The sequence below is a fragment of the Georgenia halophila genome (genome assembly GCF_039541595.1).
Map to the genome: position 1 here is coordinate 53,090 of NZ_BAABGN010000015.1, position 14,191 is coordinate 67,280.

Consider the following 14,191-nt stretch of genomic DNA (forward strand, 5'->3'; position numbering starts at 1 on the left):
GAGAAGATCGGGACCGGCGAGGCGAGTTGAGCGAGCTGCGCGCAGATTCACGACGACGATCGGGCTAGGGGCAGCGGCCGCCATGACGCTGCTGGGAGTCGCGCCGGCGGCGTACGGCGCACCCGACGACCCGATCGGCATGCCCGATCCTGCGCTGTTGGCGTGCGTCAACGCGGCGATCGACCCAGATCGGGACGCCGACGCGGCCGTCACCGAGGCTGAGGCCGCCGGCATCACGTCGGTGAGATGCATCGGCAAGGGTGTCGAAGACCTTGCCGGCATGGAGCATCTGGCGAATCTGCAAGACCTGAACCTGCTGAACAACGACAACCTCGACGATGTGAGTCCGCTGAGCGGCCTGCCATCGCTTCGCCGGTTGTATCTCGGGGACTCTGGTGTCACCGATCTGAGCCCGCTGGGAAGCATCCCGTCCCTCGAGGTGCTGAACCTGATCCGCAACGGCATCACCGATGTGAGCTCGCTGGGGAGCCTGTCCTCGCTCCGGCGGTTGATCGTCCAGGGCAACGACATCTCCGACCTGAGTCCCCTGTCCGGCCTCGCCTCCTTGGAGCAGCTGAACCTCAGCGAGAACCAGGTCACCGATGTGGCCCCGTTGTCGGACCTGACGTCGCTGAGGAGGTTGGACCTCGGGCAGAACCGGATCAGCGATGTGAGCGACCTGTCGGGCCTCACTGCGGACATCGACGCCACGGGTCAGAGCGTTGACCTGGGCGATCTGATCGTCGGCGTGGCCGAGGACAACCCCGTGGTCGGTCTCGACGGAGACCCGGTGGAGCTCGATGCTCTCTACGACACAGCTACGAACACGTTGACCCCGACCACTGTGGGTGCGGGCAGCGTGGGCTGGTCGGACAGTGCCGTCTTCAGTGGCACGTTGTCGTTCAACGCATCGGAGCAGCCTGTCCTGATCACCATCCCGGACGACGCCTTGCGCGGCTGCGTGAACGGTGAGCTCGGTCAAGGCCCCGACGATCCGATCACCGAGGCACAGGCCGCGAGCATCACGATGCTGAACTGCACCGATGACGGCGTAAGTGACCTCACCGGCGCCGAGCATCTGACCGGTTTGCAGAAGCTGTACCTCAGCGACAACAGCATCACCGATGTCAGTCCACTGGTGAACCTGACCTCCCTGAAGATGCTGTTTCTGAGCAACAACGACATCACCGACGTGAGCGACCTGGCGAACCTCGACGCCCTGCAGTTCCTGGCGCTCAGCGCCACGGGCATCACCGATGTCAGCCCGCTGGTGAACCTGACCTCGCTGCTGTCGCTGCGGCTCCTGAGCAACGGCATCAGCGACGTGAGCGACCTGGGAAGCATCACCTCCCTGCAGTGGTTGTATCTCGACGACAACGACATCTCCGACCTGAGCCCGCTGGCGAACCTGACCTCCCTCGAGTGGTTGACACTCGACGACAACGACATCTCCGACGTGAGCGACCTCGCAGGCCTGACTTCGATGTGGGAGCTGCAGCTCGAGCGGAACAGCATCACGGATCTGAGCGTGCTGAACAGCTTGAGCTCAGCCACCATCCGGGCCGCGGACCAGTCCGTCGACCTGGGGGAGCTCGTCGTCGATGCCGCGGAAGGCAACCCCGTGGTCGACATCGATGGGAACCCGGTGGAGCTCGATGAGCAGTACGACGCGGGCACGAACACGTTGACCCCGACCACTCTGGGTGCGGACAGCGTGGCCTGGTCGGACGGTGCACTCTTCAGCGGCACGCTGTCGTTCACCGCGGTCGAGGCCGACGACCCCGGCAACGGTGACGCTGGCGATGACCCCGGCAACGGTGACGCTGGTGGTGACGACGGTGACGGTGTCGGTGGTGGTGACGCCGGTGACGGTGGCGGTGTCGGTGGTGGTGACGACGGTCTCGGTGTCGATGACGACGGCAGCGGCCGGACCTTCAACTCCTCGGGCCTCCCGGCGACCGGCGTGGACTCGTCGACGATGACGGCAGCAGGCGTGGCTGCAGCGGTGCTGCTGCTCGCCGGCGGGCTGCTGCTTGGTCTCGCTCGGCGCCGCCGAGCGTAATACAGCGCACGTACGACGATGAGGCCCGGATCTACCCGATCCGGGCCTCATCACATCCGGGATTGAACGACAGCGCGAGACAACCGCGGTCAGCCGCCGTACACCCCGTATGACACGGCTGAGCCGCCCTCGGAGCCCGCAGTGACGCCGACAGTGACGACCATCTCGTCCATCCTGTACTGGGCGGAGATCAACTCTCCCATGTCGGTCCAGACCACTTCTTCCCAGCCGGAGAAATCGGCCTTGATCTTCTGCGCTACCTCCGACGGCTTGCCGGCGTCCGCGACGATGACCATGATGCCGCTCCCCTGCTCATCGTTGACCGTGGTGCTCTGCATCACGTCAGTCGAGACAAGTGGGACTTCATCGGGAAAGTTTTCGGGCATCTCACCGTATTCGACGTCCACCTGCCCATCGGTCACGCCCTCGACCAGTTCCTCCGCCCCCTGCTTGGCAGCGTCTTCGGATACCTCGTCCACGAGATCTTCCGCCGGGTTCGCAAAGCATCCCGCCAGCGTCATCGACGCGGCGGCCGCGAACGTCGCGGTCGCGAACCGAATAGAACCTTGTTTCCCCATTGCTGCTCCTTAGGAAGAATGTGTTGTCGCCGCGGCTGCACTGCCGGTGCACGATTGCGAGCTCAGCCCACCACCTCACGCTCACAGACCGCTCACACGGCGACACCGCCGAGCTCACGCCGTGGCCTGACGCGCGGAGTCGACGACGGCAGGGAATGTGTGAGCGGCCTGTGAGCGTGACCTGCTTCGATGAGGCACCGACGCCCGCGAAGAGCCGTGAGCGCCCCTGTCGGGACGACGGCTCGAGCAACACAGAATGAAGGAGAGCGATGGACTACCCAGGTATTTTGGCGGCCAATCTGGCGATCTTTGCCGGCACCGCCCTCATCGGCATACTCGGCTACGTCGTCGGATCGGTCTTCCTGTCGATGATCTTCGCGAAGGCCGGTGTCGAGGGCACCTGGCGGGCATGGGTGCCCGTCTACAACATGATGGTGTTCTTTAAGCTTGGCGATCTGAGCCCCTGGCTCGTGCTCTACGGCTTCGGCGGGGCAGTCCTGCTCAGCTGGATCGGCATCGGCTTCTTGTTCTCTCTCGCGCTGTTCGTCGCGTCTGGGCTGGCCGCCTACCGAATCGGCCTCAAGTTGCAGACACAACCGGTGTGGGTCGTGCTGTGGCTGATACCGATCGTGTGGCTCGGGGTGATGGCCTTCAACAAGGCGCATTGGAACGTGGCCGTGGCACCGGCGCAGTGGGCAGGGAACGCGTTCCTCGGCGACCGCACCGTGTGGCAAGGGCTCCCCGCCCAAAGGCGGGACGAGCCTGGTCACCTGAATCAGGCCGCTTGGCCGCAGCCCGAATACCCGCAGTAGGGGAGCGGTCAAGCATTCTCTGAAGGGACACCGCTGAGAACGTCATCGACCGCATTGACGAACGTCGCTGTCTTCGCCGGCAAGGCGCCGTTGCCTACTCGGCAAGGCGCAGGGTGCCCGCCCACGCTCGAGGAGCAGTGGCTGGTCGTCGCCGAGTCGGCCGACCGAGGAGGCGTCCGCGTACGACGTGCGGGCAGCCACCTACTCAACAGCCTCAGTCCTCGAACGGGATGAGGAGCGCGCGCAGGGACGCGGTCAGTCGCGCCGTCTCCTCCTCGGGCAGTCCCGCCAGCAGCTCGTGCTCGGACTCGAGGAGCTGGGACATCGTCGCATCGACGCGTGCCCGGCCCTCCTCGGTCAGCCGCACCTTGACCACGCGACGGTCGGTGGCGTCCGTGGACCGCACGACGAGGCCATGGGCGACCATGCGGTCGATACGGTTCGTCATCGTTCCCGAGGACACCAGCGTCTCGGCGATGAGCCGTCCGGGCGTCAGCTCGTAGGGCCGACCGGCGCGGCGCAGCGCGGAGAGGACGTCGAACTCCCAGGCCTCCACGCGGTTCTCGACGAAGGCCCGACGGCGGGTCAGGTCCAAGTGCCGAGCGAGGCGGCTGACCCGCGAAAAGATGTGCAGGGGTAGCGGGTCCATGTCCGCGCGCTCGCGCTGCCACGCCTCGACGATCCGGTCGACCTCGTCGCGGGGCGCGCTGAGCGTCCCGTCGTCGGTCGGCTCCGCGGCGTCCATCATTCGCAAAGATTACTCGACGTCGAGATACATGGTCTTGGCGGGTCGGGCGTCGCCCGGCGTCCGCGTGCCTGGAACCTCGCCGCTCCCACCAACGCCGCAGTGGCGGGATGTTGGCAGGAGTGTCCTGCGGGAGTCGCGCCGATGTGGGGCTGGGCGTGGCCCGCCGCGCCGCCTCACCCGCCGAACAAGCGGTAGTTGCCCGTCGACGATCTCGGACGAGCAGTTAGGGCTTGTTCGGCGGCCGGCCCGGGCTGCTTGTTCGGCGGCCGGCCCGGGCTGCTTGTTCGGCGGCCTGCCCGGGCTTCGCGTTCGACGGGCTGTCCGGGGAGTCGTCAGCGGCGCCGCTCGAGCGTGGTGAGCGTCGGCGACTTCTCCAGCCCGGAGAGGCCGTTCCAGGTGAGGTTGACGATGTGTGCGGCGACCTCGGTCTTGTCCGGCTGGCGTGCCTCCAGCCACCACTGGCCGGTCAGGGCTATGAGCCCGACCAGCATCTGTGCGTACATCGGTGCCGCGGCCGGATCGAGCCGGCGCAGCCGGAACTGCTCGGCGAGCAGGTGCTCCACCTGGCTCGCGACGTCACCGATGAGCGAGGAGAAGGTCCCCGTCGCCTGCGCGACGGGGGAGTCCCGCACCAGGATCCGGAAGCCGTCGGTGTTCTCCTCGATGTAGTCCAGGAGGGTGAGCGCGGCCCGCTCCACGACGAGCTTGGGATGACCGCCCGAGCCGAGCTGGTCCGTGAGCATCCCGAGCAGCTTCTGGACCTCCCGGTCCACGACGACGGCGTAGATGCCTTCCTTGCCGCCGAAGTGCTCGTAGACGACCGGCTTGGAGACCTTCGCGCTGGAGGCGATCTCCTCCACGGACGTGCCGTCGAACCCCTTGCTGGCGAAGAGCGCGCGAGAGACCGTCACCAGCTGCTCGCGCCGCTGGCTGCCCGTCATGCGCACTCGCGGCGCGGGCTTCTCGTGGGCGTTCACGCGTCCCATCATGCCTTGCCGATTCAGCTCAGCCGCTGCGTGAGCTCCACGGTCACCTGCTCCCCGACGTTCTTGCCGATCGCTCGGAGGATGGCCGCTTTGACCGGCAGCATGTGCCGACCGTCGCCGGTCGGCATGAAGGAGCTCTGGATCGGGTGGCCTTCGACCGCGCCAATCACCTTCACCGCCCGGCGGGTCCCGAACGCCTCCGCGGAGCCGGACATGATGACGCAGGTCCAGGGCACGCCGCCGGCCTCGGCGAGCAGCGTCGCGGTGAATGTGCGGTCGATCCGCCGGGAAACGTTGTCGATGGTCATTGGGACGCCGCCGGACGAACTCGGCGAGCTCGACGGCCATGGGTCCCGGCTCCCAGGTGTGGTCGGCCCCAGGCATCGGCCTGTGCACGGCGCCGGGTATCGCGGCGACGACCGACTCGGCCGCGGCGACCATCCCGGGGAACGTCGAGACGCCGGTCATGGCCTGGACCGGCACGCGGATCTTCCCGAACACCTCGGCATGCGGGGCCGACGCCGTCCACAGCAGTGACTCGGCGTCCGCGCGCTGCGTGACGACGGCGGCGACCATCTGGTCGAAGTCGGGACTCTTGCGCGCCTCCTCGGACCCGGCGCCCGACGGGGACGTGCGTCGGTACCTGGAGCAGTACGGACTGCGACAGCTCGACGTCGTGATGTCCCCGCGGCTGCTTCAGCTGCGGCGCCTCGTGATCGGTGAGGTCGGCCGCTTCCCGGAGCTCGCCCGGGCCCTGTACGAGAGCGGTCCGCGGCGCGCCATCGATTCGCTCGCCGCGGCGTTCGCGAAGCTCGACGCCAGGGGCCTGCTTGTCGCTGACGACCCGAGGACGGCGGCGAAGACGTTCAACTGGCTCGTCATGGCAGCCCCGTTGAACGAAGCCATGCTCATGGGTGACGACGCCATCCCGGGCACGGCGGCGCGGCAGCGTCACGTGGAGCATAGCGTCCGGGTCTTCCTCGCGGCCTACGGACCCTAGCGCGGTTCGGTACGGCCACCGCTCGGCTGGCAGACTGGGCGAGCACTGATGCGCCGCCGACGAGCGCGGAGCGCGCGGTCCGCCCTGGTGTAATGGCAGCACGCAGGCCTTTGGTGCCTTGCGGTCCGGGTTCGAATCCTGGGGGCGGAGCAGTGCCGCAGACGGCTCACCAGAGTTGCTCGGCACGATCTAGAGTTGCGGTTGCACGTTGCCCGGCGTTCGCTCCGGGCACCATCCACCCGAGGAGCTGGCGTGAGCCTGACCCGACCTGCCGCCGTCGTCGTCCTCGCGGCGGGCGAAGGTACCCGCATGAAGTCGCGTACGCCCAAGGTGCTGCACGGCATCGGTGGTCGCACCCTTCTCGGGCACGCCCTGACCGCGGGGCGCGGCGTGGACCCCGAACGACTCGTCGTCGTCGTGCGGCACGAGCGCGACACCGTTGCCGCCCACGCCGCCGACCTCGACCCCGACGTCATGATCGCCGACCAGGACGCCGTCCCCGGCACCGGCCGCGCGGTGCAGTGCGCGCTCGGCGCTCTCGACGGCGCGGCCCAGGCGGCCGCCGTCGTGAGCGGCGAAGGTGGGCCCGGCCGAGCCGCCGGGGTGCTGGCGGGCTCCGTCGTCGTCATGGCCGCCGACACCCCCCTCCTGGACGCCGAGACCCTCATCCAGCTGCTCGAGGCGCACTCGGCCGACGGCAACGCCGTCACCGTCCTCACCACGACGGTCGACGACCCCACCGGCTACGGAAGGATCCTGCGCGAGGGAGGGTCCGTCGTCGGGGTCGTCGAGGAGCGCGACGCGACGGACGAGCAGCGCGCGATCCGGGAGATCAACACCTCTACCTACGTCTTCGACGCCGCCGTGCTGCGTGACGCGCTCGGGTCTGTCGGCCAGGACAACGATCAGGGCGAGGTCTACCTCACCGACGTGGTCGCCGTCGCACACCGCTCCGGGCTGGCGGTGCGGGCCATTTCCGTCGAGGACTCCTGGCTGGTCGAGGGCGTCAACGACCGCGTCCAGCTCGCCACGCTGGGCGGCGAGCTCAACCGCCGCACCGTCGAGGCGTGGATGCGCGCCGGTGTCACCGTCGTCGACCCTGCGACGACGTGGATCGACGTCGATGTCGAGCTGGCCCGCGACGTCACGATCCTGCCCGGTACCCAGCTGCACGGCACGACCCGGGTGGGCGAGGACTCCGTCGTCGGGCCGGACACCACCCTCAGAGATGTCACGGCCGGCCGCGGCGTCACCATCTCCCGCACCCAGGGATCGGACGCCGTGCTGGCGGACGGCAGCTCGGTCGGTCCGTTCGCGTTCCTGCGCCCCGGCACCCGGCTGGGTGCTGCCGGCAAGATCGGCACCTTCGTGGAGACCAAGAGCGCCGAGATCGGCCCGGGCGCGAAGGTCCCGCACCTGACCTACGTCGGCGACGCCGAGATCGGCGAGGGCACCAACATCGGTGCGTCCTCGGTCTTCGTGAACTACGACGGCGTCCACAAGCACCGCACCACCGTCGGTGCCCACGCGCGGACGGGTTCGGACAACATGTTCGTCGCCCCCGTCACCGTCGGCGACGGCGCCTACACCGGTGCGGGCACCACGGTGCGCGAGGACGTGCCGCCGGGTGCCCTCTCGGTCTCCGGGGCCGGGCAGCGCGTCATCCGCGACTGGGTGCTGCGCCGTCGTCCCGGTACGGCGTCCGCCCGGGCGGCGGAGGAGGCCCTGGCCGCGGACGACGCCGGCCTGTCCGACCAGGCGCGCGCCGAGCGCTCGCGGGCCGCGCGCGGGACGAGCGAGCGCGGCGGCCAGCGGGAACCGGGCACCACCGACGGAGGGAACACCGACCGATGACGGGGATCATCACCCACGGCGAGAAGCGGCTCGTGCTGGTCAGCGGCCGTGCGCACCCGCAGCTGGCCGCCGACGTGGCGCGCGAGCTCGACATCGATCTGCTGCCGACGACCGCCTACGACTTCGCCAACGGCGAGATCTACGTCCGCTTCGCCGAGTCCGTGCGTGGCACCGACGTGTTCGTGGTGCAGTCCCACACCACGCCGATCAACCAGTGGGTGATGGAACAGCTGCTGATGATCGACGCGCTCAAGCGGGGCTCGGCCAAGCGGATCACCGTGGTCGCCCCGTTCTTCCCGTACGCGCGCCAGGACAAGAAGCACCGCGGCCGTGAGCCGATCTCCGCCCGGCTGATGGCCGACCTGTTCAAGACCGCCGGCGCCGACCGGATCCTCAGCGTGGACCTGCACGCCGCGCAGACCCAGGGGTTCTTCGACGGGCCCGTGGACCACCTGTGGGCGATGCCGATCCTCACCGACTACGTGCGCTCCCGGATCGACTCCTCGCGTGCCGCCGTCGTCTCGCCCGACGCCGGGCGCATCCGGGTCGCGGAGCAGTGGGCGGCGAAGCTCGGCGGCGTGCCGCTGGCCTTCGTGCACAAGACCCGCGACATCAACCAGCCCAACCAGGCGATCGCGAACCGGGTGGTCGGCGACGTCGAGGGACGCACCGCCGTCCTGGTGGACGACCTCATCGACACCGGCGGCACGATCACCGAGGCCGTCAAGGTGGTCCTGGCCGCCGGCGCCTCGGACGTCATCGTCGCCGCGACCCACGGCGTCCTGTCGGACCCGGCGCCGCGACGGCTGGCCGAGAGCGGCGCCCGCGAGGTGGTCGTCACCGACACCCTGCCGATCGCCGCGGAGAAGCACTTCCCGCAGCTGACCGTGCTGCCGATCGCCCCGCTGCTGGCCCGTGCCATCCGGCAGGTCTTCGACGACGGCTCCGTTACGTCGCTGTTCGACGGCGTGGCGTAGCGCCTCAGGATCGAGACGGCAGGGCCAAGACGACTCAGCGCACCGGCAGCCGACGCGCGAGGAAGTCGGTGGTCTGCTCCCACGCGGCCGCCGATGCCGCGGCGTGGTGGAAGACGGGGTGCGGGTTGTCGAACGCGTGGCCCGCGCCCTCGTGCAGGTGGAACTCCGTGCCGGGTCCGTCGACCGCCTGCCGGATCTCCTCGACCGTCTCCGGCGGGATGTAGGCGTCATCCGTGCCGAAGATGTGCAGGCTCGCCGCATCCACCTGTCCCGCCAGCGGCAGCAGCGACGGGATGGCGGAGCCGTAGTACGACACGAGCACCTTGACGTCGGCCACCGCCGCGACGTTGAACGCGAGGCCGCCTCCGAAGCAGAAGCCCATCACCGCGGTGGCGCCGGTGACCTCCGGCCGCTCCTCCAGCGCACCGAGCGCGGCGACGGCGTCGGCGACGGCGGTCGGCCAGTCGACCCGTCCCATCAGCTCCAGCCCCTGCTCGAGGACGTCGTCGCGGGACTCGTCGACCGTGGAGCTCTCGAGCCGCCAGTAGATCTCCGGGGCGAGGACCACGTACCCCAGGTCAGCCAGGTCTGCGCCTCGCGAACGGATGTACTCGGAGACACCGAAGATCTCCTGCAGCAGCAGGATGCCGGGCCCGGTGCCGGACCCGGGAAGCCAGAGGTGGGCGGGCATCGGCCCGTCCGGGGTGGGCGCGGTCACCACGGTGCGGTCGCTGGCCATCGATGACGATCTCCTTTGCCTGCGGGCTCGCGTTGGTGCAGAACCGGTTCGACACAGCCTCGCACGGGCAGTGTCAGCGGGCCACGATCTCCGGTGTCCTCGCGAGGCCGCGACCAGTCACCACGTCAGGCCCACGTAGTTCGGCGCCTCGTCGACCGGTCGTGCGACCCCGCACAGGTCCAGCACCGTCTGGTCCGGACGTGACTGTGCGGTCACCCGCGCGTAGGTGGGACTGCTCTGGGTCACGACGAGGACGTCGGCGTCCTCGGTGGCACGGTGCAGGTCGTCGTCGAGGTGCTGCGCGATCTCCGGCAGCACGGTCAGCAGATGGTTCCGGTTCGCGCCGACCAGCTGCTGGAGGTCCACGTGCTCGTCATGGATGCGGACCTCGTAGCCCTCGCTGAGCAGCCGTGCGGCCAGCCCGAGGGCGGCGGACTCGCGCACGTCGTCGGTGCCAGAGGTGAACGCGAGTCCCAGGATCGTCACCCGCCGAGCACCGAGTGCGGCGATCTTGTCCAGGGCGAGGTCGAGATGCGCCCGGTTGCTCTCAAGGATCGCCTCGAGGACCGGGACGCTCGTTCCCTGCTTCCGCGCCCGATGAGTGAGAATTCGGAGGTCCTTCGGCATGCGGGAACCCCCGAACGCGAAACCGGGATCCCGGTCATTGTCCGGCATGCTGAGCTCGGTCTCCGCGCTGAGGATCGACATGACGGCGCGGCTGTCGACGCCGTATGCGGCGGCCACGCGCCCGATCTCGTTCGTGAATGTCACCTTGAGCGCCTGCCATGCGGTGTCCGAGAACTTCACCATCTCCGCCACCGGTACCGATGTGCGGATCACCTCCGTAGCGAACGGGCTGTACAGCTCCGTCGCCGCCTGAGCGGCGCGGCCGTCGGCCGTACCGACAATCGTCTTGGGCGACGAGAGAAAGTCGCTGACGGCCGTGCCGTGACGGAGGAACTCGGGCGAGAAGGCGACACCGAAGTCGATGCCGGCCCGCTTGCCGGAGAGCTCCTCGAGCAGCGGGACCAGATCACCCTCGACCGTGCCCGGTGGCACGGTCGAGGTGATGACCACGAGCCGCCAGCCGTCGGCCTCACCCAGCGCCCAGCCGATCTGGCCGACCACCCTGACGACGTCGTCGAGGTACACGTCACCGTCGCTTCCCGAGGGAGTGCCGACCGTGACGGCGGCGACGTCGCAGCCCTTGACCGCGGCGGTGAGGTCCTCGGTGGCACTCAACCGTCCACGATCGACGTTGCAGCCGACGAGATCGCCGAGGTCCACCTCGACGACTGGGCTCACGCCAGCGTTGAGCTGGTCGATCTTGGCGGTGTTGATATCTACTCCGACGACGGTGTGCCCGCTCTCGGCGAGGCATGCGGCGGCGACGGTCCCGACGTGGCCGAGTCCGACGATGGCGACTCTCACCTGCAGTCCCTGCTTTCTGCCGTGTTCGCGGAGGTGTCCGAGCCAGCACACCGCGGCACGGCGGTGCCCACACGGGCGACGAGACCCGAAGAACGGGTGAATCGTCCGGTGGCCGCCGGGGTGGGAAGGGTGAGGCCGTGGGCCAGGCGTGAGGCGCTCACCCCCGATCACCCGGCCTCCTCTGGACCGCGGTGGCCGCCGGACGAAGGCCGGGTGATCTCTCGCCGGAACGCCGTGGCGGCCCGGACCCCGGCCAATACGCTGCGCGGACCCTCTCCAGCCGCCCGGGCCTGCTGAGGGCTCGAGGAGGTTCCGTTCAACCGTGCGCATCAGCCAGAACGTCGGGCGCTTCGCAGACCGGGTCGACGGGCAGCCGATCGCGCGATTCCGGCCGATCAAGACGTTGGCCGACGCCCGGTACGAGCGGCTGCTGCGGCGCTATGCCGACCGTCTTCCCGAGCTGTCCCCCGATGACCGCGAGCTCGTCGACATGCTCGACGTGGACCCGCTGCGAGTCACGTCCCTCGACGAGCTCGCCCTGCCGGGGACCGATGTGCTGTGGGAGGGCCTCGACCGGCTCGTCAACCTCCTCAGGGCGCGTCCGGTGCTCACCGGCACCGTGCGGCCCAGCACCGACGAGCTCCTGGAGGATCCCCGGGTCTGGCAGTTCGGGCTCGGCCGGCGGATGCTCGACGTCGCCGAGAACTACCTCGGCATGCCGGCGCGTTATCTGGGAGCCGATGTGCGTCGTGAGGTCGCCGACGCTGCCGCAAACGTGCGGCGGTGGCACCGCGACGTCGAGGAGCGCCGCACGCTGAGCATCCTCGTGCTGCTGAACGACGTGGACGAGGACGTGGGGCCGTTCGTCTACATCTCCGCCGCGCGTTCGGCGGAGGCGGTGGATCGGCTCGGCCGGGTCGCCCGCTTCCCGGACGACGACGCGATGCGCAGCCTGATCCCGGAGACCGAGTGGCGGACCTGGACCGGCCCCCGCGGTACCGCCGTCGTGGCAGACCGCTGCCGGTTGCCGCACCGGGCGGTGGCGCCGCGAGCAGGCGACCGATTCTCCGTGACGTACTCGTGGGGCACCAGGCACCCGGCCAGGACCATGCCGCAACGACCGATGACCGACGCGCAGGTCCGGCGCGCGGCGACGGGCCTCGGTCCTCGCCAGATAGCTTGTCTGCCCCCGGTGCTGCTGCGCCAACTGAACCTGTAGCAGGCCGCATGCCGGCGAGGCTATGTGAGGATGCTGACCCTCGCTGGGTTTCGCCCCGTCGTGGCGGGCCGCTAACATGTACAGGTTGCCTCGGCGAGGGACGCCGGACGGGCGCAGGTGCACCCGTAGGCGCACGTGATGCGCTCCCGGTTCCGTGATCGACGCGGTGGTGCCCCGGTGCCGTCCGCTGTCCGTACGACGCCCCACGCCGAGGCTCACCGCCCAGACGCACGCACCGAGGAGACTTCCGTGGCTGACCAGACCAAGCTGACCGCAACAGTGCGCACCGAGTTCGGCAAGGGCGCCGCCCGCCGTTGCCGCCGCGCCGGCCTCATCCCGGCCGTCCTGTACGGCCACGGCGCGACCCCGCAGCATCTCGCGCTGCCGAGCCACGAGACCTTCCTCGCGGTGAAGGACCACGCCAACGCGCTGATCTCGATCGACATCGAGGGCAAGCAGCAGACCGCCCTCGTCAAGGACATCCAGCGTGACCCGGTCAAGCGCAACATCGAGCACCTCGATCTGCTCATCGTCCGCCGTGGCGAGAAGGTCAGCGTCGACGTCCCGGTGCACGTGGAGGGTGAGTCGGCCCCCGGCACCATCCACCAGCTGGAGTCCCAGAGCCTCACGCTCACCGTGCCGGCGACGAGCATCCCGGACTACGTCATCGTCCACATCGACGAGCTCGAGGACGGTGCCATCCTGCGCGTCCAGGACATCACGCCGCCGGAGGGCGCCGAGATCGACGCCGACCCGGAGTCCGCCGTCGTCGTCATCTCCATCCCGCGCGCCACCGCCGAGGACCTCGAGGCCGAGGAGGCCGAGGAGGAGGCAGGCGCCGAGGAGCCGGCCGAGCAGGCCGCCGAGGAAGGCGAGTCCCAGGAGTCCTGACCTTCCGCTGCAGACACGTCACGCCCAGGCACACTGCCTGGGCGTGACGTGCTTGATGGGAGGATGGGCGACGCTGTCAGCAGAAGGAGCGCCATGAGCCCGTGGCTCGTCGTGGGGCTGGGTAACCCCGGCCCGCGGTATGCCGGCAACCGGCACAACGTCGGCCAGATGGTCCTCGACGTGCTCGCGGCGCGGATGGTCGGCTCGTTCACGCGGCACAAGGCGCGCGCCCAGGTGCTCGACGGGCGCCTCGGCGTCCTGCCCGGCGGCGCTCCGGGACCGCGTGCGGTCCTCGCCAAGCCCGAGTCCTTCATGAACATCTCGGGGGCTCCGGTGGCTGCCCTGGTGCAGTTCTACGACGTCGACCCGGAGCATCTGATCGTCGTCCACGACGAGATCGACCTCCCGCCCGAGAAGCTTCGCCTCAAGCGCGGCGGTGGTGAGGGCGGCCACAACGGGCTGCGCTCGATCAGCCAGGCCCTAGGTACCAAGGACTACGTGCGGTTGCGCGTCGGCGTCGGCCGCCCTCCCGGACGCCAGGACGCAGCCGACTTCGTGCTGCGGGACTTCAGCGCCGCCGAGCGCGTCGAGCTTGGCGTGACTCTGGAGGAGGCCGCGGACGCCGTCCAGGATGTCGTGACGGCCGGGCTCGACAAGGCCCAGCTCCGGTTGCACACCGTGGACTGACGATGCCCGCCCGAACTTTCGTCCAGACGGGCATCGTCAGTCACTGGGTGGTTCCGACCTGGAGATCGTCGAAGAGGCCCGTCACGGGCGCGTTGGTGGCCGAGCCTGACAGGTACGCGCGAAGCGCCACGCTCCCGGCGTCCTGGAGTCCGGTGGTCGAATCGGTGGCGCTCACCGTCCACGTGCCGGGCTCGGGCGTGCCTGTCT

Annotated in this window: 14 protein-coding genes and 1 tRNA gene; 9 read left to right on the forward strand and 6 right to left on the reverse strand. The window is 69.3% G+C overall.

The annotated features are described in order from the left end of the window. Positions 1-82: 82 nt before the first annotated feature. The gene (locus ABD907_RS20435; RefSeq protein ID WP_345219125.1) at positions 83-2,062 is read left to right on the forward strand and encodes a leucine-rich repeat domain-containing protein; all 1,980 of its coding nucleotides are present in this window, start codon (positions 83-85) and stop codon (positions 2,060-2,062) included. Between the two features lie 89 nt (positions 2,063-2,151). Here the strand turns inward: ABD907_RS20435 and ABD907_RS20440 are convergent, their stop codons facing one another. Beyond that, positions 2,152-2,640: a hypothetical protein gene (locus ABD907_RS20440; protein WP_345219127.1), complete on the reverse strand. Its 489-nt coding sequence runs from the start codon at positions 2,638-2,640 to the stop codon at positions 2,152-2,154. Positions 2,641-2,909: 269 nt separating this feature from the next. Here ABD907_RS20440 and ABD907_RS20445 point away from each other — a divergent pair, with 269 nt between their 5' ends. Next, a complete protein-coding gene (locus ABD907_RS20445; RefSeq protein ID WP_345219129.1) occupies positions 2,910-3,452 on the forward strand; it encodes a large exoprotein in 543 nt (180 codons plus the stop codon). 214 nt (positions 3,453-3,666) lie between these two features. Here ABD907_RS20445 and ABD907_RS20450 read toward each other — a convergent pair whose 3' ends face one another. The 3 genes from ABD907_RS20450 to ABD907_RS20460 form a co-directional block, all read right to left on the reverse strand. Continuing rightward, positions 3,667-4,200: a MarR family winged helix-turn-helix transcriptional regulator gene (locus tag ABD907_RS20450; protein ID WP_345219131.1), complete on the reverse strand. Its 534-nt coding sequence runs from the start codon at positions 4,198-4,200 to the stop codon at positions 3,667-3,669. 332 nt (positions 4,201-4,532) lie between these two features. Beyond that, positions 4,533-5,141 carry a TetR/AcrR family transcriptional regulator gene (locus tag ABD907_RS20455; RefSeq protein ID WP_345219143.1) on the reverse strand — a complete coding sequence of 203 codons (609 nt, stop codon included), beginning with the start codon at positions 5,139-5,141 and terminating at the stop codon, positions 4,533-4,535. A gap of 59 nt (positions 5,142-5,200) precedes the next feature. After that, entirely contained in the window at positions 5,201-5,494 is a 294-nt protein-coding gene (locus tag ABD907_RS20460; protein ID WP_345219132.1) for a DUF1905 domain-containing protein, read from the reverse strand. A gap of 38 nt (positions 5,495-5,532) precedes the next feature. On the opposite strand from ABD907_RS20460, the gene ABD907_RS20465 reads away from it, so the two are divergent. From ABD907_RS20465 to ABD907_RS20480, 4 genes are all read left to right on the forward strand, one after another. Beyond that, complete coding sequence (locus tag ABD907_RS20465) at positions 5,533-6,186, forward strand: TetR/AcrR family transcriptional regulator C-terminal domain-containing protein (protein ID WP_345219133.1); 654 nt, start codon at positions 5,533-5,535, stop codon at positions 6,184-6,186. Positions 6,187-6,264: 78 nt separating this feature from the next. Then, positions 6,265-6,336: transfer RNA gene (locus tag ABD907_RS20470), tRNA-Gln, on the forward strand. 102 nt (positions 6,337-6,438) lie between these two features. Then, a complete protein-coding gene (gene glmU, locus ABD907_RS20475) occupies positions 6,439-8,040 on the forward strand; it encodes a bifunctional UDP-N-acetylglucosamine diphosphorylase/glucosamine-1-phosphate N-acetyltransferase GlmU (protein WP_345219134.1) in 1,602 nt (533 codons plus the stop codon). Continuing rightward, complete coding sequence (locus tag ABD907_RS20480) at positions 8,037-9,017, forward strand: ribose-phosphate diphosphokinase (protein WP_345219135.1); 981 nt, start codon at positions 8,037-8,039, stop codon at positions 9,015-9,017. Before glmU ends, ABD907_RS20480 begins: the two co-directional genes overlap by 4 nt. Before the next feature lie 34 nt (positions 9,018-9,051). Here the strand turns inward: ABD907_RS20480 and ABD907_RS20485 are convergent, their stop codons facing one another. Both ABD907_RS20485 and ABD907_RS20490 read right to left on the reverse strand, forming a co-directional pair. After that, positions 9,052-9,756: a dienelactone hydrolase family protein gene (locus ABD907_RS20485; RefSeq protein ID WP_345219136.1), complete on the reverse strand. Its 705-nt coding sequence runs from the start codon at positions 9,754-9,756 to the stop codon at positions 9,052-9,054. A gap of 117 nt (positions 9,757-9,873) precedes the next feature. Next, entirely contained in the window at positions 9,874-11,187 is a 1,314-nt protein-coding gene (locus ABD907_RS20490; protein WP_345219137.1) for a nucleotide sugar dehydrogenase, read from the reverse strand. A gap of 322 nt (positions 11,188-11,509) precedes the next feature. On the opposite strand from ABD907_RS20490, the gene ABD907_RS20495 reads away from it, so the two are divergent. The 3 genes from ABD907_RS20495 (at position 11,510) to pth (ending at position 13,984) form a co-directional block, all read left to right on the forward strand. Then, positions 11,510-12,406, forward strand: a complete 897-nt coding sequence (locus ABD907_RS20495) for a phytanoyl-CoA dioxygenase family protein (protein ID WP_345219138.1) — start codon at positions 11,510-11,512, stop codon at positions 12,404-12,406. 249 nt (positions 12,407-12,655) lie between these two features. After that, positions 12,656-13,297 (forward strand): 50S ribosomal protein L25/general stress protein Ctc, encoded by a 642-nt coding sequence (locus ABD907_RS20500; protein WP_345219139.1) that lies wholly within the window; start codon positions 12,656-12,658, stop codon positions 13,295-13,297. Between the two features lie 93 nt (positions 13,298-13,390). After that, entirely contained in the window at positions 13,391-13,984 is a 594-nt protein-coding gene (pth, locus tag ABD907_RS20505; RefSeq protein WP_345219140.1) for an aminoacyl-tRNA hydrolase, read from the forward strand. The last annotated feature ends 207 nt before the right edge of the window (positions 13,985-14,191 follow it).

What these genes read in the sequence shown, in the direction of transcription:
- ABD907_RS20485 (WP_345219136.1), bottom strand. Translation starts at nt 9,756, where the DNA reads ATGGCCAGCGACCGCACCGTGGTGACCGCGCCCACCCCGGACGGGCCG.
- ABD907_RS20435 (WP_345219125.1), top strand. Translation starts at nt 83, where the DNA reads ATGACGCTGCTGGGAGTCGCGCCGGCGGCGTACGGCGCACCCGACGAC.
- ABD907_RS20480 (WP_345219135.1), top strand. Translation starts at nt 8,037, where the DNA reads ATGACGGGGATCATCACCCACGGCGAGAAGCGGCTCGTGCTGGTCAGC.
- pth (WP_345219140.1), top strand. Translation starts at nt 13,391, where the DNA reads ATGAGCCCGTGGCTCGTCGTGGGGCTGGGTAACCCCGGCCCGCGGTAT.
- ABD907_RS20450 (WP_345219131.1), bottom strand. Translation starts at nt 4,200, where the DNA reads ATGATGGACGCCGCGGAGCCGACCGACGACGGGACGCTCAGCGCGCCC.
- ABD907_RS20460 (WP_345219132.1), bottom strand. Translation starts at nt 5,494, where the DNA reads ATGACCATCGACAACGTTTCCCGGCGGATCGACCGCACATTCACCGCG.
- ABD907_RS20465 (WP_345219133.1), top strand. Translation starts at nt 5,533, where the DNA reads ATGGGTCCCGGCTCCCAGGTGTGGTCGGCCCCAGGCATCGGCCTGTGC.
- ABD907_RS20455 (WP_345219143.1), bottom strand. Translation starts at nt 5,141, where the DNA reads ATGACGGGCAGCCAGCGGCGCGAGCAGCTGGTGACGGTCTCTCGCGCG.
- ABD907_RS20440 (WP_345219127.1), bottom strand. Translation starts at nt 2,640, where the DNA reads ATGGGGAAACAAGGTTCTATTCGGTTCGCGACCGCGACGTTCGCGGCC.
- ABD907_RS20445 (WP_345219129.1), top strand. Translation starts at nt 2,910, where the DNA reads ATGGACTACCCAGGTATTTTGGCGGCCAATCTGGCGATCTTTGCCGGC.